Source organism: Agrobacterium sp. Ap1, assembly GCF_017313375.1.
GTDB lineage: Bacteria > Pseudomonadota > Alphaproteobacteria > Rhizobiales > Rhizobiaceae > Neorhizobium > Neorhizobium cellulosilyticum.
The window spans coordinates 35555-60654 of sequence record NZ_JAFLMY010000009.1 but is presented as its reverse complement, the minus strand read 5'-3'; the positions used below and the strand labels follow the sequence as shown (position 1 = coordinate 60654).

Annotated in this window: 25 protein-coding genes; 16 read left to right on the top strand and 9 right to left on the bottom strand. The window is 58.9% G+C overall.

The window, feature by feature from the left end; genetic code table 11:
• Position 1: 1 nt before the first annotated feature.
• The 3 genes from JZX87_RS18115 to JZX87_RS18105 form a co-directional block, all read right to left on the bottom strand.
• Positions 2-832, bottom strand: a complete 831-nt coding sequence (locus JZX87_RS18115) for a carbohydrate ABC transporter permease (protein WP_183994039.1) — start codon at positions 830-832, stop codon at positions 2-4.
• Positions 829-1761, bottom strand: coding sequence for a carbohydrate ABC transporter permease (locus JZX87_RS18110; protein ID WP_206827165.1), 933 nt, complete (start codon positions 1759-1761; stop codon positions 829-831). The genes JZX87_RS18115 and JZX87_RS18110 overlap by 4 nt, the downstream gene beginning before the upstream one ends.
• A gap of 73 nt (positions 1762-1834) precedes the next feature.
• A complete protein-coding gene (locus JZX87_RS18105; RefSeq protein WP_206827163.1) occupies positions 1835-3088 on the bottom strand; it encodes an ABC transporter substrate-binding protein in 1254 nt (417 codons plus the stop codon).
• Between the two features lie 203 nt (positions 3089-3291).
• On the opposite strand from JZX87_RS18105, the gene JZX87_RS18100 reads away from it, so the two are divergent.
• From JZX87_RS18100 to JZX87_RS18080, 5 genes are all read left to right on the top strand, one after another.
• A complete protein-coding gene (locus JZX87_RS18100) occupies positions 3292-4476 on the top strand; it encodes an AraC family transcriptional regulator (RefSeq protein ID WP_206827162.1) in 1185 nt (394 codons plus the stop codon).
• A 334-nt stretch (positions 4477-4810) separates the two neighbouring features.
• Positions 4811-5827 carry a D-xylose ABC transporter substrate-binding protein gene (gene xylF / locus JZX87_RS18095; RefSeq protein ID WP_206827161.1) on the top strand — a complete coding sequence of 339 codons (1017 nt, stop codon included), beginning with the start codon at positions 4811-4813 and terminating at the stop codon, positions 5825-5827.
• A 61-nt stretch (positions 5828-5888) separates the two neighbouring features.
• Positions 5889-7421, top strand: coding sequence for a xylose ABC transporter ATP-binding protein (locus JZX87_RS18090; protein ID WP_206827160.1), 1533 nt, complete (start codon positions 5889-5891; stop codon positions 7419-7421).
• Positions 7422-7455: 34 nt separating this feature from the next.
• Positions 7456-8619, top strand: coding sequence for a sugar ABC transporter permease (locus JZX87_RS18085; RefSeq protein WP_148144493.1), 1164 nt, complete (start codon positions 7456-7458; stop codon positions 8617-8619).
• Between the two features lie 212 nt (positions 8620-8831).
• The gene (locus tag JZX87_RS18080) at positions 8832-10115 is read left to right on the top strand and encodes a cystathionine gamma-synthase family protein (RefSeq protein ID WP_148144492.1); all 1284 of its coding nucleotides are present in this window, start codon (positions 8832-8834) and stop codon (positions 10113-10115) included.
• Positions 10116-10150: 35 nt separating this feature from the next.
• Here the strand turns inward: JZX87_RS18080 and JZX87_RS18075 are convergent, their stop codons facing one another.
• The 5 genes from JZX87_RS18075 to JZX87_RS18055 form a co-directional block, all read right to left on the bottom strand.
• Positions 10151-10396 (bottom strand): DUF982 domain-containing protein, encoded by a 246-nt coding sequence (locus JZX87_RS18075; protein WP_206827159.1) that lies wholly within the window; start codon positions 10394-10396, stop codon positions 10151-10153.
• Positions 10397-10530: 134 nt separating this feature from the next.
• On the bottom strand, positions 10531-10977 hold the full coding sequence (locus tag JZX87_RS18070; protein WP_148144490.1) for an RrF2 family transcriptional regulator: 447 nt from the start codon (positions 10975-10977) through the stop codon (positions 10531-10533).
• Between the two features lie 157 nt (positions 10978-11134).
• A complete protein-coding gene (locus JZX87_RS18065) occupies positions 11135-12079 on the bottom strand; it encodes an isoaspartyl peptidase/L-asparaginase family protein (RefSeq protein WP_206827158.1) in 945 nt (314 codons plus the stop codon).
• A gap of 71 nt (positions 12080-12150) precedes the next feature.
• Positions 12151-13743 carry an ABC transporter substrate-binding protein gene (locus JZX87_RS18060; protein WP_206827157.1) on the bottom strand — a complete coding sequence of 531 codons (1593 nt, stop codon included), beginning with the start codon at positions 13741-13743 and terminating at the stop codon, positions 12151-12153.
• Positions 13740-14303, bottom strand: coding sequence for a MarR family winged helix-turn-helix transcriptional regulator (locus tag JZX87_RS18055; protein ID WP_353654211.1), 564 nt, complete (start codon positions 14301-14303; stop codon positions 13740-13742). Before JZX87_RS18055 ends, JZX87_RS18060 begins: the two co-directional genes overlap by 4 nt.
• 204 nt (positions 14304-14507) lie before the next feature.
• On the opposite strand from JZX87_RS18055, the gene JZX87_RS18050 reads away from it, so the two are divergent.
• The 6 genes from JZX87_RS18050 to JZX87_RS18025 all read left to right on the top strand — a co-directional run bounded on the left by JZX87_RS18050 (position 14508) and on the right by JZX87_RS18025 (position 20490).
• The gene (locus JZX87_RS18050) at positions 14508-15209 is read left to right on the top strand and encodes a creatininase family protein (protein ID WP_206827155.1); all 702 of its coding nucleotides are present in this window, start codon (positions 14508-14510) and stop codon (positions 15207-15209) included.
• 70 nt (positions 15210-15279) lie between these two features.
• Complete coding sequence (locus tag JZX87_RS18045; protein ID WP_206827153.1) at positions 15280-16251, top strand: ABC transporter permease; 972 nt, start codon at positions 15280-15282, stop codon at positions 16249-16251.
• Complete coding sequence (locus JZX87_RS18040) at positions 16251-17126, top strand: ABC transporter permease (protein WP_148144485.1); 876 nt, start codon at positions 16251-16253, stop codon at positions 17124-17126. The genes JZX87_RS18045 and JZX87_RS18040 overlap by 1 nt, the downstream gene beginning before the upstream one ends.
• Positions 17123-18835 carry a dipeptide ABC transporter ATP-binding protein gene (locus tag JZX87_RS18035; protein WP_206827151.1) on the top strand — a complete coding sequence of 571 codons (1713 nt, stop codon included), beginning with the start codon at positions 17123-17125 and terminating at the stop codon, positions 18833-18835. The genes JZX87_RS18040 and JZX87_RS18035 overlap by 4 nt, the downstream gene beginning before the upstream one ends.
• 22 nt (positions 18836-18857) lie before the next feature.
• Positions 18858-19742, top strand: coding sequence for a polysaccharide deacetylase family protein (locus tag JZX87_RS18030; RefSeq protein WP_148144483.1), 885 nt, complete (start codon positions 18858-18860; stop codon positions 19740-19742).
• Positions 19735-20490: an SDR family NAD(P)-dependent oxidoreductase gene (locus tag JZX87_RS18025; protein ID WP_353654210.1), complete on the top strand. Its 756-nt coding sequence runs from the start codon at positions 19735-19737 to the stop codon at positions 20488-20490. The genes JZX87_RS18030 and JZX87_RS18025 overlap by 8 nt, the downstream gene beginning before the upstream one ends.
• Positions 20491-20573: 83 nt before the next feature.
• On the opposite strand, the gene JZX87_RS18020 is transcribed toward JZX87_RS18025, so the two are convergent.
• The gene (locus JZX87_RS18020; protein ID WP_183825449.1) at positions 20574-20795 is read right to left on the bottom strand and encodes a hypothetical protein; all 222 of its coding nucleotides are present in this window, start codon (positions 20793-20795) and stop codon (positions 20574-20576) included.
• Between the two features lie 234 nt (positions 20796-21029).
• Here JZX87_RS18020 and JZX87_RS18015 point away from each other — a divergent pair, with 234 nt between their 5' ends.
• The 5 genes from JZX87_RS18015 to JZX87_RS17995 all read left to right on the top strand — a co-directional run bounded on the left by JZX87_RS18015 (position 21030) and on the right by JZX87_RS17995 (position 25091).
• Positions 21030-21881 carry a transporter substrate-binding domain-containing protein gene (locus JZX87_RS18015; protein ID WP_206827147.1) on the top strand — a complete coding sequence of 284 codons (852 nt, stop codon included), beginning with the start codon at positions 21030-21032 and terminating at the stop codon, positions 21879-21881.
• Positions 21882-22043: 162 nt separating this feature from the next.
• Positions 22044-22787, top strand: a complete 744-nt coding sequence (locus tag JZX87_RS18010) for an amino acid ABC transporter ATP-binding protein (protein WP_148144479.1) — start codon at positions 22044-22046, stop codon at positions 22785-22787.
• A gap of 5 nt (positions 22788-22792) precedes the next feature.
• Positions 22793-23467: an amino acid ABC transporter permease gene (locus JZX87_RS18005; protein WP_148144478.1), complete on the top strand. Its 675-nt coding sequence runs from the start codon at positions 22793-22795 to the stop codon at positions 23465-23467.
• Between the two features lie 9 nt (positions 23468-23476).
• Positions 23477-24142, top strand: a complete 666-nt coding sequence (locus JZX87_RS18000; RefSeq protein WP_148144477.1) for an amino acid ABC transporter permease — start codon at positions 23477-23479, stop codon at positions 24140-24142.
• 22 nt (positions 24143-24164) lie between these two features.
• A complete protein-coding gene (locus tag JZX87_RS17995; RefSeq protein WP_206827145.1) occupies positions 24165-25091 on the top strand; it encodes an N-carbamoyl-D-amino-acid hydrolase in 927 nt (308 codons plus the stop codon).
• The last annotated feature ends 9 nt before the right edge of the window (positions 25092-25100 follow it).

Here is a 25100-nt window from a genome sequence, read left to right as displayed (position 1 = left end):
GTCATCCTTTCACGGAGCCGCGGGTGAGACCGGCCACGATGTATTTCTGGGTGAAGGTGAAGAAGATCAGCGCCGGCAGGATGGTCAGCGAAACGAAGGCGAGGATGCGGTTCCACTCGACCATGAACTCGCCGCGATACCGCATGATGCCGAGCGGCCAGGTGTAGCCTGCGCTGTCATTGATCACGACCAGAGGCAGGAGATAGTTGTTCCAGCTCTGAACGAAGACGAAAGTGCCGACAGTGGCAAGAATCGGCGTCGACAGCGGCAGGGTGAAGCGGAAGAAGAAACCGATATACCCGCAGCCATCCACATAGGCGGCCTCGAACAGCTCCTTCGGCAATTGCTGGAAGAAGCTGCGCAGGAGCACGATCGCAAAGGCCATGGAGAAGGCCGTCTGGGGCAGGATCACACCGAGCGGATTGTCTAGCAGGCCGAAATTGCGGATCTGCAGGAAGAGCGGCACGATCGCCGTGGCAAACGGGAACATCAGCCCCAGCAGCAGATAGGCCTGGATATATTTCGAGCCGAAAAAGTGGATCTGCGCGAAGATATAGGCTGCCATCGAGGCTAGCATCAGGGTGAGAAACACCGCCGAAAACGAAATGATCAGCGAGTTCTGGATATAACCCCAGAAGACCGGTCCACCGAGAATATCCGTATAGGTTTCGATGCGCCACACAGGCGGCAGGCCGAAGGGCGAGGCCCTCAATTCGCCGACGGATTTGAAACCGCCGAGAAAGGTTGCAATCAGCGGCACGATGACCAGCGCCGCGACGATCGAGAGCACTGCGGCGCGGGCAAGCGCCAGGAAAAAGCCAGGGCGGTTCATAATGCGCCTCCTTTACCCATGGCGAGGCGCCGGTAGCTGAAAGCGGTCACCATGCAGAGAATGAACAGGACGACACCGACGGCAGCGCCATAACCGACATTCAGCTGCGCAAGCCCATAGGTGTAGAGATAGCTGACGATCGAATGGGTGGAGTTCGACGGGCCGCCATTGGTGAGCGGAATGATGATGTCGAAGACCTGCAGCGCGCCAACGATTGCGAAGAATGCGGAGAGCTTGATCGCGTGCATGATCAGCGGCAGCTTGACGTAGAACACCTTCTGCCAGCGGCCTGCACCGTCGATTTCGGCAGCCTCGATCAGATCATCCGGCACTGCCTGCAAGGCGGCGATGAAGATCATCATGTGGTAGCCGAAATATTTCCACACGACGACGATGATGATGGCCAGGAAGGCGAATTGCCGGTCGGCGAGGATATAGAAAGGCTCGATCCCGAGTGCGGTGGCGATCTGGCCGGACACCCCGAAATCACCGTCGAAGATGAAGCTCCAGATCACGCCGGAGGCGATCTCGGCGAGAATATAGGGGGCGAAGAAGATCAGCCGGAACGCCGTGTTGATCGAAGTCTTCTTGTAGATGAGCAGAGCCAGCATAAGGGCCAGCGGAATCTGGATGAACAGCGACGCCAGGATCAGCTTTACCGAATTCCACAAGGACTGGTGAAAGACGGAATGGTTGGCAAGCCGCTGATAGTTCTGCGTGCCGACAAAATTGTCGATCGCGCCGTAACCGCTCCACTTGAAGAAGCTGAGATTGGCGGCGTTGAAGATCGGCCAGATGACGAAAAGGGTGAACAGCACCAGGGCCGGCGGCAGAAACAGCAAGAGAGCGGTGAGCTTCCCCTGTCTATGCATGCGCGCAATGCGCGCCGCCGGGCTCAGCTGTGGGCGTGAGCCGGTCATGGTCGTCATGTCATTCCTCGATATGTCCGGTGTTGGGTGAGGCGCGGCGAATGCATCGCCACGCCCACTTTCAAGCAAGGGATCAGCGCATTTCGCGTGCTTCTTCCACCAGGGCTGCAGCCTCTTCCGGGGAGATGTCGCCGGTGACGATCTGTGCTGCGGCGTCGTTCAAGGCCGCACCGACGCTTGCACCGAGCATCTGGTCGAGATAGAGCTGGTGATGTGGTGCCTTGGAAAGACCTTCTGCTATCCGGCGCAGGCGCGGATCGGCAATGCCGGACTGGGCGTCGGTGCCGATCGGTAACCAGATCTTCAGGCGGCCGCCTTCCGTCTGGTTCTTGTTGTTGGTCAGGAATTTGAGGAAATCGACCGTCGATTTGCCAGCATCCTTGGTGACCAGCCAGCCGTTGACGCCGCCGAACGTGTCGGCCGGATTGCCCTTGCCGCCGTCAACAGAAGGGAAGGTGATGAAGTCGAGATCGTCTCCAAGCCCCTTGCCCGAGGCGGAATTCTGCGCCTGTGCACCGACCAGGAAGTTACCGGCCAGATAAAAGGCACCCTTGCCGTCACCGAACAGGCCAGCCGCCTTCGGCTGTATCGTATCCATGTAACCCGGCTGGAATGGCTTTATATCGGCCAGCTGCTTCAGGGCTTCGCCAGCCTGAACAAAGGCAGGATTGTTGAAGCCTTCGTTCTCGCCCTTGTCGGCGGCTGCGACGCCATCGGTGCCGGCGATACGGGCAGCAAGCTGGCCGTAGAAGAGGGCGATCGGCCACTTGTCCTTGCCGCCCATGACGATCGGCACGATGCCGGCGCCCTGGATTTTCTTGGAAGCGGCAAGCAGGTCTTGCCAGTTCTTGATCGCCTTGGGATCGACACCGGCCTTTTCGACAAGCGCCTTGTTGTACCAAAGCACGACGCTTGCGGCATACATCGGCACGCCATAGAGTTTGCCATCATGGCTCATCGACTGGATGCCAGAGGGCGAATAGTTCTTGCGGTCCGCATCCGTAAAATCGACCGAAATATCCTTCAGCACGCCGGCCTTGGCCTGTTCGTAGAACACACCGCCGGTCCAGGTGAAAAAGGCGTCAGGACGTGCGGAAGACTGCAGCAGGGTCGGCAGCTTGGACTTGAACGACGTGTCGTCGAGAAAGTCGAACTGCACCTTTGTGCCCGGATTTGCAGCCTCATATGCCTTCGCGACATCGAGATAATATTGCCGTCCTTCCGGAACATTCGGCTCGATCGCCAGCATGCGGACGTCATCGGCCAGCACCGAGCCAGCCAGGGTCAATCCCAGGACCGTAGCGGCCCCGAGGCAAAATGATTTCATGACAATTTCCTCCAATAAGCCTGGCAGATGACGCCAGATCCCTCCGAGCCGAGGCTCCACCCCCGGTTCATTCTCGGAACCTAGACCATGCAGTTTTGCACCCCCCGTTATAATTTTTAACAGTCTTGATGATTGCGAAGGTTTTTCTTGCAAACACCGACAAGTTGATATCGCTGATGAATCGGGGTCTGATGGAGGAGATGATGACCGCGAAGAAACGCAATGAATTTCAGGTCGCGCTGCTTTTCAAGGCGCGTGGAAGTTACGGGCGGGAGATCATTGCAGGTGTCTGCGATTACGTGAAATCGACACGTGCCGTCTGGGACATGCTGCTGCACGAGGATTTTCGCGACAGCGTTGCAGGGATCGCTGACTGGTCGGGAAACGGTATCATCGCGGATTTCGACGATCCGGAATTCGTCAAGGCGCTGTCGGAGGTGTCGATACCGGTTATCGGCGTCGGCGGCTCCTATCACCGGGACGCCGATTATCCCCGCAATTTTCCTTACGTGGCGACGGATAACGAAAAGCTGGTAACGGAAGCTTATACCCATCTGGTCGACATGGGCCTGCCGCGCTTTGCGTTTTACGGGCTGCCGGAGACCCGTTCATATCGCTGGTCGGAAGAACGCGAGAAAGCCTATCTGAAGCTCTGCGCGCGGGATCGTGCCAAGCCGGAAGTTTTCAAGGGACAAGGTACATTCGGGCCGGACTGGGACGACATCCTTGCCGATGTGATCGCGTGGCTGAAAGGCCTGCCGAAGCCGATCGGCGTGATCGCCGTGACGGACTCCCGTGCGCGCCACATCCTGCAGGCCTGCATTCTGGCGGATATCGCGGTTCCTGAACAGGTCTCGATCGTTGGTATCGACGACGACCCTCTGCTGCGCATGCTCACACGTATTCCGATCAGCTCCGTGCGGCAGGGGACCCGCATCATGGGGCGCACCGCCGCCGCGATGCTGCACCGCAGGCTGATCGGCGCCACATTGGATGAGACCCGTGTGATCGTCCCGCCGGAAGGTTTGAATGCTCAAATGTCTTCCCGTTACCAGCCGATCTACGACCCTTACGTGATGCGGGCGCGTCATTATATTCGCCAGTTCGCCGGCCAGGGGATCAAGGTCGCGCAGGTCGCCGCCTATGTCGGCGTCTCCCGAACGACGCTGGAGACTCATTTCCGCCGCACCTTCGGTTACACGGTTCACGACGACATGCTCGCCTATCGGCTGCAGCTTGCGCAGGAGATGCTCGGCGACGAAAGCCTGCCTCTGGAACGTGTCGCGGAACTCAGCGGCTTCAACAACAGCCAGTATATGCACACGGTCTTCAAGCGCGAGCTGGGCTGCAGCCCACGCGAATATCAGCGAAACAGTTTCACCCGCTAGGCTGCAGATCGGGTTATGCCCGCGCGGGAGCTGGCTTTTTGACTAGCCAAAACCTGCCATTTCTTAAGTCTTTCCGTACCTCACGTGCGACAAATTGTCGCACTTGAGGTACGTGCATCAAATCCGCTTCCCAACCTGAAGGAACAGCCGTATCAAATACACCAAGAGGAGGTAACTACCGCATCTTCGCGGAATGGTTACGACGTGGCGATAGCCACGATAGGAGGCAACAACCACATACTGGCATCTTGCATGGGTCTGTGGGCTGCATGCTCGGGGAGCATGGGCGTTGGGAGCGTGCCGGTCTCGGCCGCATCATAGAGGAGGTAAGTTCATGAAGAAATTTCTTTTGTTGACGACTGCAACACTTGGTCTCGCGGCAGGCACCTTTGCCGGCATCAGCACTGCGGCCGCATCACCCGACAAGCCGGTCATCGGCTTCTCGATCGACGATCTGCGCGTCGAACGGTGGGTGCGTGACCGTGACTATTTCATCCAGGCAGCCGAAGGGCTGGGCGCCAAGGTCAGCGTCCAGTCTGCGGATGGAAATGAGGAAAAGCAGGTCAAGCAGGTTGAAAACCTGATCGCCCAAGGCGTTGACGCGATCGTCATCGTGCCGATGAACTCCAAGGTTTTCGACGCGGTTGTCGCAGATGCCAAGGCATCCGGTATCAAGGTCCTGTCCTATGACCGCCTGATCCTCAATGCCGATATCGACGCCTATATTTCATTCGACAACGAGCGTGTCGGTTTCATGCAGGCCGAAAACGTTCTGAAGGTGAAGCCGGAAGGCAATTATTACCTGCTTGGTGGCTCTCCAACCGACAATAACGCCAAATATCTGCGTGCCGGCCAGGAAAAGGCCCTTAAGGCAGCAGTAGATTCCGGCAAGGTAAAGATCGTCGGCTCGCAATGGGTCAAGGAGTGGAGCCCGACCGAAGCGCTTTCGATCATGGAAAACGCGCTGACGGCCGCCGACAACAAGATCGATGCCGTGGTCGCCTCCAATGATGGTACGGCAGGTGGCGCAATCCAGGCGCTTGCCGCCCAAGGCCTTGCCGGCAAGACTGCCGTTTCCGGGCAGGATTCCGACCTTGCTGCCGTCAAGCGGCTGCTCGACGGAACCCAGACGGTCACCGTCTACAAGCCGCTGAAGCTGATCGCCTCCGAAGCTGCAAAACTTACGGTACAGCTGGTTAAGGGTGAAAAGCCGGCATTCACCTCGAAAATCAACAACGGGACCAAGGATGTGGACACCCTGTTGCTGACGCCGACCGCCGTCACCAAGGAGAATATCGACATCTATGTGAAGGATGGGTTCTACACCAAGGAACAGATCGGCCTGAAGTAAACGAGCGAACGGCCCCGGGACATCAACCGGTTCCGGGGCCTTCAAGCATTACGAGGGTACGATGAGTGAATTTCTTCTCGAAATGAAGAACATCTCCAAGAGCTTTTCCGGTGTGAAGGCTCTGGATGGGATTCATCTTCAGGTCCGCCGTGGGGAATGTGTCGGCCTCTGCGGTGAAAATGGGGCCGGCAAATCGACGCTGATGAAGGTCCTGTCCGCAGTCTATCCCTATGGCACCTGGGAAGGCGAAATCCTATGGGAGGGGCACGAACTGAAGGCCTCGTCCATCCGCGAAACGGAAAAGGCGGGCATCGCCATCATCCACCAGGAATTGATGATGGTTCCGCATCTGTCCGTCGCGGAAAACATCTTCCTCGGGTCCGAAATCAGCAATCACGGTTTTCTCGACTATGATGCGATGAACGCCCGGGCGCAGGAACTGCTCGCCAAGCTGAATGTCCATGACATCAACCCGGCGCTGCCCGTTCTCAACTATTCCGGCGGCAAGCAGCAGCTCATCGAGATCGCCAAGGCGCTCAACAAGGACGCCAAGCTGCTGATCCTCGATGAGCCAACATCGGCACTGACGGCAACCGAAATCCGAACCCTGCTCGATCTGATCAAGAGTTTGAAGGCCGGAGGTCTCGCCTGTGTCTACATTTCTCACAAGCTCGAGGAAGTGGCCGAGATTTCCGACACCGTCACCGTCATTCGCGACGGCACACATATCGCCACACGTCCGATCAGCGAGCTGACGACGGCCAACATCGTGACGATGATGGTCGGCCGGGAAATGAAGAACCTCTATCCCAAGGAAGAGCATGCGATCGGCGAAGTCGTTCTCGAGGCCCACAATGTCTCCTGCTGGGATGTCACCAATCCCGACCGGAAGGTGGTCGACGATGTTTCCTTCCAGATCCGCAGGGGTGAAATCTTGGGCATAGCGGGATTGGTCGGCGCCGGTCGGACCGAACTGGTCTCAACGCTATTCGGCGCCTATGCTGGCAGCCACAAGGGAAGTGTCCATCTCGACGGGCGCGAGATCACGATCCGTTCGCCGCGCGACGCCGTCAAGGCCGGGATCTGCATGGTGCCGGAAGATCGCAAGCGAAGCGGCATCCTTCCGATCATCGGCGTCGGGCATAACATGACGATCTCGGTGCTCAATCGCTTTGCCGCTTTCGGGCTTATCGACGAGCATGAGGAACTTGCCCAGATCCAGGCGGAAATCCTGCGTCTGAAGATCAAGACGGCCAATCCGATGCTGCCCATTGCCTCCCTTTCGGGCGGCAACCAGCAAAAGGCAGTGCTTTCCAAGATGATGCTGCCCGATCCGCGCATACTCATCCTCGACGAACCGACCCGTGGCGTCGATGTCGGCGCAAAATACGAAATCTACAAATTGATCTTCGCGCTAGCCAAGGCCGGGGTGGCGGTTCTGATGGTGTCGTCTGAACTGACTGAAGTTTTGGGGATATCCGACCGTGTCCTTGTGATTGGGGAAGGCCGGCTGCGCGGCGATTTCGTCAATGACAACCTGACCCAGGAACACGTGCTGGCTGCGGCTTTGGGCCAGTCCACGCAGATGGCCTGAATTTGCGGTTACCGTTGTAGAAGGCGCTTTAAACATGGCGAATGTAAATCTTCGAAAATTCCTTTCCGAAAACAAGATTGTAGCCCTGCTGATCGTGGTCGGCCTGATCTGGGCTCTGTTTGGATATCTCACCTATAATGCCGATACGGGTGTCTCAGGCTTCCTGACCGCGCGTAACTTCTCCAACCTGCTGCGCCAGATGGCGATCACCGGGATATTGGCGGCCGCGATGGTCTTCGTCATCGTGGCGGGCGAAATCGATCTATCCGTAGGCTCCCTGCTTGGCCTTCTGGGCGGTATCGCGGCCATTCTTGATGCGGTGTATGGCTGGCCCTTGGCCGGCACTATCTCCTTCGTTCTGCTTGCCGGCGCGGCCCTTGGCCTGATGAACGGCTGGCTGACGGCCTATCTCGGTATTCCTTCCTTCATCGTCACTCTCGGCGGGCAGCTTGCCTTTCGAGGGGCGGTACTGGGCCTGACAGGCGGCATCACCATTGCCCCGGTTTCTCCCAGCCTGCGCTATATCGGCCAGGGCTATCTTCCCGGCTGGCTCGGCAACGGATGCGCCGTTCTGCTCTTCCTTGTCCTGCTTGTCATGGCATTCAGGACGCGCCGCAAACGTCTGCAGCATAACCTGCAAGTACCGACCCCGGTGATGGAAGCGGTCAGACTGGTCGTCATCGCTCTGTTCATCCTCGGCTTCGTGCTGGTGCTGAATTCCTACCAAGGCATTCCTGTCCCCGTGCTGATGCTGCTCTTCGTGCTGGGCATCTTCACGATCATCGCCAAGGGAACAGTATTCGGCCGCTATATCTATGCCGTCGGCTCGAATTCCGAAGCCACGCGTCTGTCCGGCGTCAACGTCAATCTGGTCAAGATGGTGGTGTTCGGCCTGATGGGCCTGATGGCGGCACTGGCCGGGATCACGACAACGGCACGCCTCGCCGCTGGTACGCCATCGGCCGGTTTCGGCGGCGAGCTGGATGCAATCGCGTCCTGCTTCATCGGCGGCACCTCGATGCGCGGCGGTGTCGGCTCCGTTATCGGCGCGCTTGTTGGCGCATTGATCATGGCCAGCCTCGATAACGGCATGTCCATGCTCGGCGTCGATACGTTCTGGCAGCAGATCATCAAGGGCATCATCCTTGTCATCGCCGTCTATCTCGACATCATCTCCTCGGGCGTGAAGCGCCTCTGAGCGCTACGTTCCCGACGAAAGACATGTCGCCAAGACCTACCCTGTCGAACTTTACCCGGTTCGGCAGGGTGTCTGTTTCGTTAGAAAGTCGGACTTCACAGTTTCCGAAGAAAAGATCTGGGCGACATCTCCTTCCAACCGCTGCGAAAAGCCCCAGATCTAAGACAGAGCTAGGCGGTATTTTCCGCCGCAAGTCGTATCAGGAGAGCATCATGACCTCGCCGCATCCCTCGAAGACCAGCATCGGCAATCACGAGCTGCACCCGGAAACGCAGATGCTGAACTACGGCTACGATCCCGAGCTTTCCGAAGGCGCGGTCAAGCCGCCGGTATTCCTCACATCAACCTTCGTCTTCAAATCGGCGGAAGATGGTCGCGATTTCTTCGACTACGTATCGGGCCGCAAGGTCCCGCCGGAGGGCCGCGGCGCGGGACTGGTCTATTCGCGCTTCAACCATCCCAATAGCGAGATCGTCGAGGATCGTCTTGCGGTCTATGAACGTGCGGAAAGCGGAGCCGTCTTTTCCTCGGGTATGGCCGCGATCTCGACCACTCTGCTGGCCTTCGTCCGTCCCGGCGATGTAATCGTGCATTCCCAGCCACTTTACGGCGGAACGGAAACCCTGCTTTCGAAGACATTTGCGAACCTCGGCGTTGCGGCCGTCGGTTTTGCCGATGGCGTCGATGAGAGTTCGATCAATGCGGCGGCGGAAGAGGCGATGAAAAAAGGACGTGTTTCGGTGATCCTCATCGAGACGCCGGCCAATCCGACCAATGGCCTCGTTGATGTCGCTCTGGTCAGACGGATCGCCGACAGGATCGGCGAGCAACAGGGACACATCCCCATTGTCGCCTGCGACAACACCCTTCTTGGCCCCGTTTTTCAGAGACCTCTGCAGCATGGTGCAGATATCTCGCTTTATTCCCTGACCAAATATGTTGGGGGCCATTCGGATCTGATCGCCGGGGCTGCCCTCGGCAGCAAGGCGATCATCACGCAGATCCGGTCCTTGCGAGGGTCGATCGGAACTCAGCTCGACCCTCATTCATGCTGGATGCTCGGCCGATCGCTGGAGACGCTGCAGATCCGGATGGAGCGCGCGAACAGCAATGCGAAAGCCACTGCCGATTTCCTGAAGGATCATCCCAAGGTCGGCAAGCTTCACTATCTCGGTTTAGCGGAACCTGAATCCCCCATCGGGCGCGTCTACGCCTCCCAGTGCAGCGGTGCCGGCTCGACATTTTCGTTCGATATAAAGGGCGGCCAGCCCGCAGCTTTCCGGTTTCTCAACGCGCTGCAGATCATCAAGCTCGCGGTCAGTCTCGGAGGCACGGAATCTCTCGGTTCCCACCCCGCCAGCATGACGCATTCAGGTGTACCTGCAGACGTGCGTCAGCGCATCGGTGTACTCGATTCGACGATCCGGTTGTCGATCGGGATTGAGCATCCGGACGACCTAATTGCCGACCTTGCTCAGGCGCTCGACAAGGCATGAAGCCCCGCGCCGGCGCTGCACGTCGGCTCGCTCGATCACGCCCGGATCAGAATGCCCGCTTCGCGCGCAGCATCGACGAAAGCCTGTCGGGCATCTTCAGGCTTTTTCCTGCCGGCATCGACTGCAGCACAGATTTCCAGCGCCTTGTCGAGAAACGTGCCATCCTCGGTTGGCCAGTCCTCGATCATCGCCCAGGCAGCGGCTTGCGTCGTCTCGATGAGTGTCTCCTCCGGTGGCTCTCCAACGGATACGACAACCGGCTTTTTCCAGGGCGTGTTCATAGGTCTCGTTCCATCGCTTCAATCGCAGGCCTCTTAGCCCGATTCAATTCAGCTGGCGAGGCCACAAATATAAAGCGGCATGACCGGATCGGACATTCAAGGCTTGGGTGCAGGCATTGGTGACGCGAGACAACTTATCGCGCGGCGATCTCTTTCTCGACCGATGATCCTTTGGCAACCATCTGCTCAAGCGTCATGTTATCCAGAACTGCTGAAATCGCATCGCGAACTTCCACCATCGAATGGCGCACCTGACAGTCTTCCGGATGATCGCAATCGTCACAAGGCTCGAAAGCAGTCTTGCTGGCACACAGGATCGGCGCAAGCGGGCCGTCGAGAATTCTCACGGCATGACCGATGGAGATCTCCGATGCCGGTTTCGACAAGGCATAACCGCCACCCGGCCCCTTCTTCGAACGAAGAATCCCGCCCTTGCGCAATTCCAGAAGGATCGCGTCGAGAAACTTCTTTGAGATATTGTTCTGCTGAGCAATGTCGCTCACGAACGCGGTCTTGCCAGGTTCGAGTTGCGCCAGATGGACAAGCGCCTTGAGCCCGTATTTTCCTTTTTTGGTCAGCATCGATGCCTGAGAACCCGGTTTGCCGGCATGATTGCCGGCCTACCAAAGACCGATACAGGACGGGAGCAAAAGCTTCAATAATCGCTTGTCGGCAACAGTTTCGACAGACTGCCCCTTTGTATTTGCGACAATCAAGCCGCGGTGCCCATTCAAGGTGCTAAACCTCGAAAACCTCGCCGTGTGTTGCAACGAAGAACTGGCCCTCCGGCGTCACCCAGCCACGGAACATTCCATCCGTGTTATAAGGCGCGGCGATTGATCCGTCCGCAGCCACTGCCACCAACCCAGCGCCGATATCGTGGGGTTTGAGGTCCTCCATGATGACCTTGCCAGCTGCCTTTTCCAGATCTTCTCCGAGATAGTTTATCCGGCTCGCCACTTCATGGCCGACAGCATAACGGATGAAGAATTCCCCTTTGCCCGTTCCCGAAACGGCGCAGGCGCCGTCGCGCGCATAGGTCCCTGCCCCGACGATCGGTGTGTCGCCAATACGCCCGGCCGGCTTGTTGTTATAGCCGCCAGTAGATGTCGCAGCCGCCAGATGACCTGCGCGGTCGAGCGCCACTGCCCCGACCGTGCCGTGTTTTTCAGCCTCACTCGCCTTGACTGCGGTCCCAGCTGTAACATGCGCCTTCATCGCGGCCAGTGCCTTCACGCGGCGCTCGGTGGTGAAATAATCGGGTTCGACGATATCGAGGCCTTCTGCTTGCGCGAATGCGTCCGCTGCCGGGCCTCCGAGAAGAACAGCCTCACCCTTTTCCATGACGCGGCGCGCTGCCTTGATCGGATTGCGGATGCGCTTGGCGAGTGTCACGGCACCGGCTTCCAATGTCCTGCCATCCATGATCGATGCATCGAGCTCATGCTCGCCATTGGTATTCAGCGCCGCCCCATAACCGGCATTGAAATGCGGGCTGTCTTCCATGACGACCACCGCCGCCTGGACCGCATCAAGCGCCGAACCGCCAGTATTCAGAACTGCCCAGCCAGCCTGCAACGAGCGATGAAGGTCTGCGCGGGCAGCCGTCCACTCCTCCTCACTCAGATCGAGCTTCGCCATAACTCCGCAGCCACCGTGAATGGCGAGTGCAATCCTATTCATCGTCTGTCCTGTCCTCAACCTGCAAAAAGGCCGGGCAAAGCGCCCGGCCGATTGTTCTCGTGTCCGACCCGTTATTGTGCCGGGCGAATATTCATCGCAAGCGTATCTTCGTCCGAACGCGGCGTGATCTTGATCGCTTTTTTCATGCCCCAGGCCGAGACGATCGAAGCAATCGACAGGTTGGGACGGTCGCTGGCGACCAGCGCATTGGCATCCTTCAAAAACTGCTCGCGCTTCTTGGCATCCATCTCGACGCCAGCATCCTCGATCAGCTTGTCCATCGAAGGATTGGAATAACCTCGGATGTTGAAGGCGCCGAGCTTCTTCGCCGGATCGTTTGTGTGGACGAGCGAGGACAGCGTGTAGTTCGCTTCGCCCGTCAGCGTGCCCCAGCCCGACATGGTCAGCGAATAGTCGCCGCGCGTATTTGCCGGGAAGTAGACGGCACCCGGTTGGGCATTGGCCTCGACCTGAATGCCGATCGCCGTCAGCATCTGGGCAATCGTCGTGCCCGTATCCTTGTCGCCGGGCAAGCGGTCGTTGGTGAAGCTGAACACGACCTTGAACCCGTCCGGATAACCGGCCTCGGTCAGGAGCTTCTTGGCCTTCTCGACATCCGATGCTGGTGCCTTCACATCAGGATTGTAGCCGAAGATGTTGGGGGTCACGAGCTGCGACTGTACTGTTCCCATGCCTTCCATGGCGATTTCTGTGATGGTCTCACGATCGATGGCAAGATCGAAAGCCTCACGAACCTTCGGGTCGAGGAAGGGGTTCTTCGGCAGAGGCGAACCGTCCTTGGCCGTGACCTGCGGCGGCTTTTCGCGGAAATCGAAGGCTATGTTGAAGAGGTAGACGCTATCCTGGCGGACGATGCTGAGTTTGCTGTCGGTTTCCAGCGTCGGAACGTCCGATGCGGGAATGCGGGCGATCAAATCGACCTGGCCGGCCTTCAGCTGTGCAACGCGGGCTGCGTCATTCGGGATTTCCTTGCGGGTAACCTTGCCCCAAGGCTCCTTGCCACCCCAGTAGCCGTCGAAGCTCCCCAGCACGAGCTGTTCCTTCGGCGTCCAGGACACGAATTTGTAGGGACCGGTGCCGATTGCGGCCTTGCCGGAATTGAAGCCTTCGGCTGCCTTTTCAGCGCTATCGGAATAATCCTTGGCTGCGACATGCGACACGACGAAGAGGCGGATGAAATCGTTCGGCAGGTTCGGAGCGGGACCATCGGTCTTGACCCGAATGGTATGTGCATCGACGATCTCGGTGCTTTTCACGCGGCGAACATAGATCGTCGTCGGATTGGGGCCGGCAACCTTCGGAATGCGCTCGATGGAGAATTTAACGTCTTCCGCGGTGAAGTCGGACCCGTCATGGAATTTCACGCCTTCGCGCAGCTTGAACTCCCAGGTCGTATCGTCGATCGCCGTCCAGGAGGTGGCAAGGCCCGGCTCCAGTTCGAGATTGTTACCCGACTTGATGAGTGAATCGTAGATATGCTTCATCGCCTCGGCATGGGTGCCGGCGGCGGTGAAATCCGGATCGATGGACAGCGGACCGGCGCGGACACCGATAGTGAGATCAGCTGCCAAAGCCGAGCCCGAAACGCCGCTGAGCAGCATCGTTGCAAGCGCAACTGTGCGAAATGTCTTGGAAATCGTCATTCCTCGTTCTCCTCAATACTTGTGATTAATGGCCAGTTCGGTGAATCCACGACGATCTTGGCGAGTAGCTCCGACAGCATCAGCTGTTCGGCCGGCGTCAGCGCGGAGGCCATGGCCTTTTCCCGCTCTACCATCGGCTGCATGGCCTGATCGACGATACGTCTGCCTTCGTCTGTGATGTAGAGAACGAAGCTTCTCAAATCCGCCTGATCGACTTCACGGCGGATGATGTTCTTGTCGATCAGCTTCTGTATCGCCCGGCTGATCGTATTCTTGGGAAAGCCCGAGGAACTGCAGATGGCGCTTGCCGTCAGCCCATCCGACAGGCCGAGCGAATAGAGCACTACGAATTCGGGACGGGGGAGCCCGTACTCCTTCTCGAACCGGCGATAGATCGGCTCGTTGAACTGAAGTGCCAGGAAGTTGATGCGGAACGACAGCCAGCATGGATTTTGCCAGAGCTTGACGGCGACGAGATCTTCCACATGGCGGTGGCCGGCCGCAGCCAGACCGCCTTCACGCAAAAGATTATCCAGCGCCTTTTCATCCGTTTCACGCACGCGTCGATTTCCATCCATATCCAATTTAGTCCCGTATGGAACTTGACGCTGCATTAATTGGCTGTCAATTTCTTTTTTTAGTCCCGTATGGAACTTTGCATTTGGCGCAACATCGCGCCTAAAAGCATATTTTTTGTGCGTTTTGGCTGTACTCAGCAAATTCTTTGCGCATGCCGGCCGAAACGGAGAATGGAGATGAGATAAGTGAAGATCGCGGATATGAACTGGATGCAGGTGGAGACGCGAGCCGCTGGTGACGATCGTTGTATTTTGCCGATCGGCAGCGTCGAACAGCACGCCTATCTCAGCCTTGCGACCGACATGATCCTGGCGGAAAAAGTCTCAGTCGATGCCGCCGAGCCGCTCGGTGTCCCGGTCTTCCCGGCCCTGCCCTATGGCCTCGCCTCATCCTTCGCGAGCTTTCCCGGCACGCTGACCCTGTCGCTTGCAACCTATATCGGCGTGATCCGCGACCTTCTCGACAGCATCTACCGCTCCGGCTTCCGCCGGATCCTCGTCGTCAACGGCCATGGCGGCAACACACCGGCAATGACAGTGATCTCCGAATGGCTGAACGATCACCCCGACGCATCGGTGAAATTCCACGACTGGTGGCGCGCGCCGAAGACGATGGCGAAAGTCGTCGAAATCGATCCGGCAGCTTCGCACGCCTCCTGGATGGAAAACTTCCCTTGGACACGTACCGGTGATGCGCGCCAACCCTCGACGCAGAAGCCGAGAATAGACTTTGCCGCGCTGGCGCGGGTCGATACGGAGCGCAAGCGCGCCCTGCTCGGCGACGGCAACTATCACGGTCTCTATCAGCGCCCCGATGAGGACATGCTGGCAATCTGGTCGGTCGCGGTTTCGGAGACACGTGAACTTCTGGAGAGTGACTGGCACTAAACGCCACCATCAAGGGCCGCGAAGGCGCGCCGCACTTTGAAACCCGCACGAGACGGGAGAACGGGAACAGATGTTGGGCTTCATCTTGCAAAGACTATGGCAGGCGGCGATCGTCGTGCTGGCCATGTCGGCGCTGGTTTTCTGCGGCGTTTATGCCGTGGGCAACCCGATCGACGTGTTGATCTCGCCGGATGCGACACAGGACATCCGCGCCGCCGTCATCGCGCAATACGGATTGGACCTGCCGCTCTGGCAGCAATATTTCGGCTTTCTCGGCCGGGTGTTCGAAGGCGATTTCGGCCGTTCCTTCGTTTATAATATGCCTGTCAGTGAGTTGATCCTGTCGCGCCTGCCGGCAACGCTGGAACTGACGCTGGCGGCCGTGCTTTTTGCCAGCCTCGTCGGCATCCCGATCGGCATGTATGCCGGTTATCGGCCCAACAGCCCGGTGTCGCGGACCATCATGGCGCTGTCCATTCTCGGCTTTTCCGTGCCTACCTTTTGGTTCGGCCTGATGCTGATCATGCTGTTTGCCGTGCAATGCGGTTGCATGCCCGCGGGCGGGCGCGGTGATACGATGAGCCTGTTCGGCGTCGATTTCAGTTTTCTGACGGCTGACGGCCTGTCGCACATGATCCTGCCGGCCTTGAACCTCGCACTTTTCAAGTTCTCGCTGATGATCCGGCTGGCGCGCGCAGGCACCCGCGAACTGATGCTCAGCGATACGGTCAAGTTCGCCCGCGCGGCCGGCATTTCGGAATTCACCATTCTTAGCCGCCATGTGCTGAGATTGATTTCGATCCCGCTCGTCACCGTCTTCGGCCTGGAACTCGGCTCCACGCTCGCCTTTGCAGTGGTAACCGAGACGATCTTCTCCTGGCCCGGCCTCGGCAAGCTCATCATCGACAGCATAACATCGCTCGATCGTCCCGTTATGGTCGCCTATCTTATGCTGGTCGCCATGCTGTTCATCGTCATCAATCTTGTGGTCGACCTTACCTATGCGCTGCTCGACCCGCGCCTGCGGAAGGGAAGAGCCTGATGCGCGACACGCCATTTTTCCACTTTCTTGAAGAGTTCCGTCGCAACAGGGTCGCGTTCGGTGCGGCCATCGTTGTCGGCCTCATCGTCATCATCGCGCTTGTCGCTCCGCTGGTAACTCCGCAGGACCCTTACGATCTTGCCCATCTCGTGCTGCGCGATGCAAGAAGGCCCCCGGGTTATGTCGGCACGGGTGGCTATACCCATTGGCTGGGCACGGATTCGCAAGGGCGCGATCTCCTGTCGGCGATTATCTACGGTCTGCGTATTTCGCTGCAGATGGGCGTGATTGCCGGCGGCATCGCGCTCGTCATTGGCGCGGTCGTCGGCTGTGCTGCGGCCTATATCGGCGGGCGGTTCGAAAGCCTCGTCATGCGCATCGTCGATCTGCAGCTTTCGTTTCCGGCAATCCTGCTCGCCTTCGTCATCGCAGCCATTCTCGGTCAGGGACGTTATCAGCTTATTCTCGCGCTGATCTTCGCCCAATATGCCTATTTCGCCCGCACCGCCCATGGCGCGGCATCGGCCGAACGGCAGAAGGATTATGTCGAGGCTGCACTCTCCATCCCGCTGTCTCCATTACGTGTGGTGTTGCGGCATATCCTGCCCAATTCCTTGCCGCCGCTGATCGTGGTTGCGACGGTCCAGGTGGCAAGCGCCATCTCGCTCGAAGCTACGCTTTCCTTCCTTGGTGTCGGGCTGCCGCCGACCGAACCGTCACTCGGCATGCTGATTGCCAACGGCTTTCAGTACCTCCTCTCCGGCCGTTACTGGATTTCGATCTATCCCGGCGTAGCGCTGATCCTATTCATCGTCTCGCTCAATCTCGTCGGCGACCAGATCCGCGACCAGCTCAACCCGAGGCTTCGCCGATGACCGAAGAAACCACTGCACCACTTCTGGAAGTCTCCAATCTTCGCACCTGGTTCCCCAGTGCAAGGGGCGAGATCAAGGCAGTCGACAGCGTCTCCTTCTCGCTGGCCCCCGGTGAGGTTCTCGGCCTTGTCGGGGAATCCGGATCGGGAAAGTCTATCACCGGCTTCTCTATTATCGGCCTGATCGATGAACCCGGCCGGATCGTCGAGGGCTCGATCAAGCTTGAAGGCCGTGAACTGATCGGCCTTCAACCGCACGAGTTGAGGAAGATCCGTGGCAAGACCATTTCCATGGTTTTCCAGGACCCGATGATGACGCTGAACCCGGTGCTCAGCATCGGCACGCAGATCAGGCTTGCACTCGAAGCCCATGAGAACATCAGCGCGGCAGAAGCACGCGAAAGGGCGATCAAGGCACTGGCGCAGGTTCGCATCACCGATCCCGAGCGTAAAGTCGACTTTTTCCCGCACCAGTTTTCCGGCGGCATGCGCCAGCGCGTGGCGATCGCGATCGCACTGCTTCATCGCCCCAAGCTGATTATCTGCGACGAGCCGACGACCGCGCTGGACGTCTCGATCCAGGCTGAAATTCTCGCAGAAATGAAAGAACTCGTCGCTGAACTCGGTACAGCGCTGATCTGGATCAGCCATGATCTCGCAACCGTTGCCTCTATTGCCGACCGGGTGGCCGTCATGCGCTTCGGCAAGATAGTCGAGATCGGGCCGGCACTCGGCGTGCTGACCAGACCGCAGCACGATTACACCAAGGCGCTGCTCGATGCCCTGCCCTCACGGGCAAAACCGGGCGAGCTTCTGCTGCGCGGCAGCGGTATCGCGGATGCTACCCCGCCGTCCCGAAAGACCGCAACAGGCGACCTGCCACCCCTGGGCAGCCCGTATCTGGTGATCGATACCGCCGTCAAACGCTTCGAAAAGCAGGCCGGCCTGTTCAAGAACCTGGCGATCCGCACCGGCATCGCTCAGCCTCAGGCAGTCGTGCAGGCCGTGGATGGCGTCTCGATCACGCTGAAACGAGGCGAGGTGCTTGGCCTTGTCGGTGAATCGGGTTCGGGCAAGTCGACGCTCGGACGCATGGCAGCCGGCATAACCGTGCCGACATCCGGCACCATTCGTCTCGCGGGCAAGCCGGTTATGAGCGCCGGTCGTAGTCCGCGCAAGGTGACCACCCGCGTGCAGACCATCTTTCAGGACCCGTTCGCCTCGCTCAACAGCCGCATGCGCGTCGGTGATATCGTTGCGGAAGGCCCGCTGGCACACAAACTCGTCTCACGTGCCGAGGCGCCTGAATATGTTGCCCAATGGCTGTCGGCAGTCGGCCTCGATCCGTCCTTTGCCAATCGCTTCCCGCACCAGTTTTCCGGCGGGCAGCGGCAGCGCATCGCGATCGCCCGCGCTCTCGCCATGCAGCCGGATGTCATCGTCTGCGACGAACCGGTCGCCTCGCTCGACGTGTCGATCCAGGCGCAGATCATCAACCTGCTGATCCGTCTGCGGTCCGAACTCAACCTGTCGCTGATTTTCATCAGCCATGACCTCTCCGTCGTGCGGCACCTCTGCGACCGGGTGGCGATCATGTATCGCGGCCGGATCGTCGAAGAAGGCGGTGCCGCGGCAATCTACGACAACCCGCAACACGACTACACCAAGCGGCTGCTGGCAGCCGTTCCCGTTTTGCCGACCGCGGCATAATCATTACTGGAGGATCACTCACATGGAACCATGGGAATGGGAAGAAGGGACCTGGCGCGGCAAGGTCGAGAAGGTTCGCGCGGGCCGGTCGCTGAAGCCGAAGGCCTGGAAGGACGGCGCGCGTTGCGCCGTGGCACTTTCTTTCGATAGCGACCACGAGACCAATGAGTTACGCGACGGCGGCGACTCCATCGGCCGCATGTCGCAAGGCCAGTATGGCAATCGCAAGGGCGTGCCGCGTATTCTCGAAACGCTCTCCGCTGCCTCGATTCCGGCGACCTTCTTCGTGCCGGCCGTCACCGCCCTGCTCTATCCAGACGAGCAACGGCGCGTGATTGCCGAAGGCCACGAGATCGGCCTGCATGGCTGGATCCATGAGGTGAACACCAAGGTGCCGGCTGATAAGGAACGCGAACTGCATTTCCGCGCCGCCGATACGCTGGAGAAAATCACGGGCATCCGCCCCGTCGGCATGCGCACGCCGTCCTGGGATTTTTCCTCAGTGACGCTTGAGATCGAGCGCGAACTCGGGCTGATCTACGATTCCTCGCTGATGGCCGACGATGACCCTTATGAGCTCGTCGAAGAGGGCGAAGCGACGGGCATGGTCGAGTTGCCGGTCGAATGGATCCGTGACGACGCGGTCTATTTCAACATGAACCGTTTCACAGCGCTCAGGCCCTACACGCCACCGACCGCCGTTCTCGACATCTTCAAGCGCGAATTCGACCGCGCCTACCAGGAAGGCGGGCTGTTTCTGCTCACCATGCATCCGCATGTCTCGGGTTATCGCTCACGCATCTTCATTCTTGAAGAACTGATCCGGCATATCCAGGGTCATGAGGATGTCTGGTTCGCCACTCATGCGGATATCGCCCGTTTCGTGAAGGAGGATGCCGGTGTCTGACGGACAGAGGAAGGTTGCGATCGTCACCGGCGGCGGTCGCGGCATCGGCCGTGGCTGCGCGCTCGATCTCGCCCGCCACGGCTTCGATATCGTGATTGTCGACCTGATCAAGGGTGATCTCGTCAGCACGGCTGCGGAAATCCGTGAGCTCGGCCAGGAAGCCTTGACGTTCATCGCGGATGTCAGCGATCACGCGCGTGCGGCCGAAATCGTGACCGAGGTCGATAGGCACTGGGGGCGCATCGACGTCCTGTTCAACAATGCCGGTCGTTCGATGTCGAAGGGGATCGAGGAAATTTCCGAGCAGGAATTCGACGATACGATCGCCATCAATCTCAAGGGCGCATTCAACTATATCCAGCCGACAGTTCCGATCATGCGTCGCAATGGCGGTGGGCGGATCATCAACATGTCGTCGATGAACGCCCATACCGGCGGCGTCACCAGCGCCGTCAGCAAGTTTTCCTACACCGCTGCCAAGGCGGGCATCATCGGCATGACGAAAGCACTGGCCAAGGAGCTTGCGCCGGAAATCGTCGTCAATGCCGTCTGCCCCGGCGTGATCAAAACCGAACGATCGAACGCGATGATCGACGCGCGGGAGGCCAGCCTGGCCGCCGGCATATCGCTCGGACGTGTGGGAACCCCGCAGGATGTTGCAAGCGTGGTGACGTTTCTGGCAACTGCCGAACCGAATTTCATAACCGGCCAGGACATCCAGATCGACGGCATGCAGTGGGTGAGGTGAAACGACCGGTTACCGCAACGTGAGGCAGCAAGCGCCTGCCTTACATTCTTTGCTTATCTGACGAAAGATGAGTGTTCCTTAGGTTACTCTTCTTCGACGCCTTCCGTCAGGCCGTCATAGACCTCCATCAGCGCATTGGTGATCGCTTGGCCTAGCGCATTGCCGGCTGCGCGAACATCATCGTCGTTTCCGTCGCGCGCCGCGCGTGCAAGTTCGAAGCCTTGGTCGGCGACAAGCTGCTTTGCGACCTCTATCGCCCAAAGACCGAAGTCACCGCGATTGCCGATCTCGATCGTGTCGTCCATATCATTCCTCCCTCAGTTGTGGCTCCCATCTAACGTAAACGACGCTCAAGACAAGCTCCGAACCGGCCTCTGTCATACGCAGCGCCTTCCGCAGAAGCATGATCATCATATTTGAAATTCGTATAATTCTAATTCGATTATAATAAATAATTATATTGCAGTGCGGAATTTTCGATGGAACTATGGAGGTAACAAGGGTCGCTAAAGGCCTGGACCACCAGTAGGAGAACATCGATGAAACCGTTTATAAAGGCCGGCATTGTCGGCTTATCGACACTTTTTGCCTGCAGTTCAGCCTTCGCGCTTGGCGACCCGATCAAGACCGCGATCGACGCGACCTTTGCGCCGCACGCCATGCCTACCCTCGACGGCAAGATCGAGGGCTTCAATGTCGATATGGCCAACCTGATCGGTGAACGCCTCGGCAAGAAGGTCGATCTGACCGGCGCCCAGTTTTCCGGTCTCATCCCTGCACTCCAGGCCGGCACCTACGACTTTCTCGTCGCACCGGTGACGGTAAACAAGGAGCGTGCCGCGAACCTTCTCTTCACCGAAGGCTTCATGGACACCAATTTCGGCTTCGTCGTCCCGGCCAATGCCCCGGAATACAAGACGCTCGAAGACTTCAAGGGCAAGACGATCGCCGTCAACAAGGGCTCTGCCTATGACAGCTTCCTGCGCGAGAAGGAAAAGGAATTCGGCTGGAAGGTCGAAAGCTATGGCACCAATACGGATGCAGTCGCAGCCGTAATGGCAGGCCGTGCGGATGCCAATCTTGCGGGCAACACCGTTGCCGCATGGTCGGTGAAGCAGAACCCACGCCTGAAACTGTCCTTCGAATATCAGACCGGCCTCGTCTGGGCGCTTTCCTTCCGCAAGGGCGATGAGGAAAACCGCGATCTGGTGGACCGCGCAATCGAATGCCTGAAGCTGGACGGCTCCATGGCCAAGCTTTCCGAAAAATGGTTCGGCGTCACGCCGGTTTCCGGAACGACAATCGTTACTCCGACCAAGGGTTTCGGCGTGCCGGGCTTCGAAGGTTACAAGGACGATGACCACAAGGCATCCTGTGAGAACCTGAAGTAATCCTTGCATCGTGGACGGGCGGGGCCTCCCACTCGCCTGTTCGCACTCTTTTACAGATCAAGATGCGACCGGCCGCTACAGGTCGTATCCACGCGGGCTTTCTTGCGGCCGAGATCAGATCAGCCAGCCCGCCTTGCACCGAGCCTGCACGGAGTAGCCTGAATGGCCAATCGCCCCATGCTGGAAATCGTCTCGCTGGAAAAGCGCTTCGGTACCAACACCATTCTGAAGAAGATCGATCTCAAGGTTGCAGAGGGCGAACTCGTCTTCGTCATCGGACCGTCCGGTTCCGGCAAAAGCACGATGCTGCGCTGCTGCAATCGTCTTGAAGAGCCGACATCCGGCGACATCATTGTCGATGGCCGCAACATCATGGCCGGCACCCGCCGCGATCTCGACAGCATGCGGCTGCAGATCGGCATGGTCTTCCAGGGCTTTCACCTCTATCCGCATATGACCGTGTTGAGGAATGTCACGCTTGCCCAGCGCAAGGCGCTCAAGCGTACGAAGGCGGAAGCCGATGCGCGCGCGATCGACATGCTCGAACAGGTCGGCATGGCCCACAAGGCGGATGCCTATCCCGGCGAACTCTCCGGCGGCCAGCAGCAGCGCGTCGCGATTGCCCGCTCGCTGGCGCTCGATCCGAAAGTCATGCTGTTCGACGAACCGACGTCGGCGCTCGATCCCGAACTGGTCGGCTCTGTGCTGAAGGTGATGAAAGACCTCAAATCCAAGGGCATGACGATGGTCGTCGTCAGCCACGAAATGGGCTTTGCCCGCGAGACTGCCGATCGTGTCGTCTTCATGGATGGCGGTGTCGTCGTCGAGCAGGGCACTCCGGAGGAGATTTTCGGCGCGCCGAAAGCCGAGCGCACTCGCGCCTTCCTTTCGCGCGTTTCCGGGTAACCGCCATGGACCGGTTTCTGCAAACCTTCTTCAACCCTGTGGTGATGGCGCAATATACGCCGGATATCATTGCCGGCGTCTGGGTGACGCTCCAGATCGCTGCAGCCGTCATCGTCGCCGGCATTGCAGGCGGTCTGGCGCTCGCCTGCCTGCGCAGCTATCGCATCAGGGCGTTGAATTTCTTCATCATCTGTTATGCCGACATCTTTCGCGCGCTGCCGCCGCTCGTCGTCATCCTCATCCTCTATTTCGGCTTTCCCTCGATCGGTATCCAGCTCTCCGGGCCGATGGTGCTGTTCATCGTGCTGGCCGCGACGCTTGCGGCCTTCGCCGAGGAAATTTTCTGGGCCGGTTTCTCGTCGGTCGAAAAGGGTCAGTGGGAAGCCGGTATTGCCACGGGTCTCGGTTTCACCCGCACGCTCGCCTATGTCGCCCTGCCCCAGGCCGTGCGGCTCGCCATTCCGCCGCTCGTCAACCGTGTTCTGGCGATCACCAAGATGACGGCGCTCGGCTCCGCCATCGGCGTATCCGAAATCCTGTCGAGCGCCACGACGGCGCAGAGTTTTTCCGGCAGCGCCACGCCGCTCACCATGTCGGTCGTCGCCTATCTGGTGATTTTCCTGCCGATGGTTGTTGTCGCCCGCTGGCTGGAAAGCCGCACCGCCTGGAAGAAGCGGTAGGAGGCCGACATGGATATCTTTATCGATCAGTTCTTCAATATCGAGATCATGCGCAAGTCGCTGCCGCTGCTCTTCAAGGGCCTGTGGATGACATTGCAGCTCTGCAGCGCCGTCATCCTGCTCGGGCTTATCGGCGGCCTGTTCGTCGCACTCGGCAATATGAGCGAGCGCCGCTGGCTGCGCTGGATCTCGATTGCCTATACCGATCTCTTCCGGGCGCTGCCGCCGCTGGTTCTGTTGATCTTCATCTATGCCGGCCTGCCCTTTGCCGGCATCAACATTTCGCCCTTTGCCGCCGTCGTCATTGCCTTCCTGCTTAACAATTCCTCCTACTATGCGGAAGTCTATCGCGCTGGCCTCATCTCCGTCGCGAAGGGCCAGTGGGAAGCGGCACAATCGACAGGCCTCAGCCCCGCGCAGACGCTGATCCATGTCGTCCTGCCACAGGCAGTGCGCAACATCCTGCCGGACCTTTTGTCGAACACGGTGGAGGTGGTGAAGCTCACCTCGCTCGCCTCCGTCATCTCGCTGTCCGAGCTTCTCTACAATGCCGGCATGGCCCGCTCGGTTACCTACAATGCCTCACCACTGGTGCTGGCCGCTCTCTTTTATCTCGTGCTGCTGTGGCCGCTGGTGCGCCTCGTCAGCCATTTCCAGCGGCGCCTGGCCGCCTGATCGCTTCGAAAGGAAAAACATCATGACCGTCATGAAGATCGCAGGCGCCCAGCTCGGCGCCATCCAGAAAGCCGACAGCCGCGAAAGCGTGGTCAAGCGCATGATCGCCCTGCTCGATGAGGCAGCCGGAAAGGGTGCCGATCTGGTCGTCTACCCGGAACTGGCGCTGACCACCTTCTTCCCCCGCTGGTATATGGAAAATCAGGCCGAGATCGATTTCTGGTTCGAAACGGAAATGCCGAATGCGGCTACCCAGCCGCTGTTCGACCGCGCCCGCGAACTCAATATCGCGATCACCTTCGGTTACGCCGAAAAGACGCCGGACGGCCATTACTACAACACATCGATCATCACGGACCGGCAGGCCAATATTGTTGGCAAGTACCGCAAGATCCATCTTCCGGGCCATTCCGAATACGATAGCGAACGCGCCTTCCAGCATCTCGAAAAGCGCTATTTCGAACCCGGCGACCTGGGCTTCAACGTATGGCGCAACGAGGGCGTCATCATGGGCATGGCGATCTGCAACGATCGCCGCTGGCCGGAAACGTTCCGCTGCCTCGGCCTGCAGGGCGTCGAACTGGTGACGATCGGCTACAACACGCCTTCGGTGAATGCCCAGATGAGCGCCGAAGGCCTTGAAAAGCGCCTGTTCCACTCGGAACTCTCGCTGCAGGCGGGCGCCTATCAGAACGCCACCTATGTCGCCGGCATCGCCAAGGCAGGTGTCGAGGATGGCCATCCGCTGATGGGCGGCTCGATCATCGTCGATCCGGACGGCTTCATTCTGGCAAGGGCGGTCACTGAGGAAGACGAGCTGATAATAGCCGAATGCGATTTTGCCAAATGCGACTTCGGCAAGAAGACGATCTTTGATTTCGAGCGCCATCGTCGTATCGAACACTATGGCCGCATCACGAGCCAGACCGGCGTTATCGTCGAAGTATAGGGAATAGCG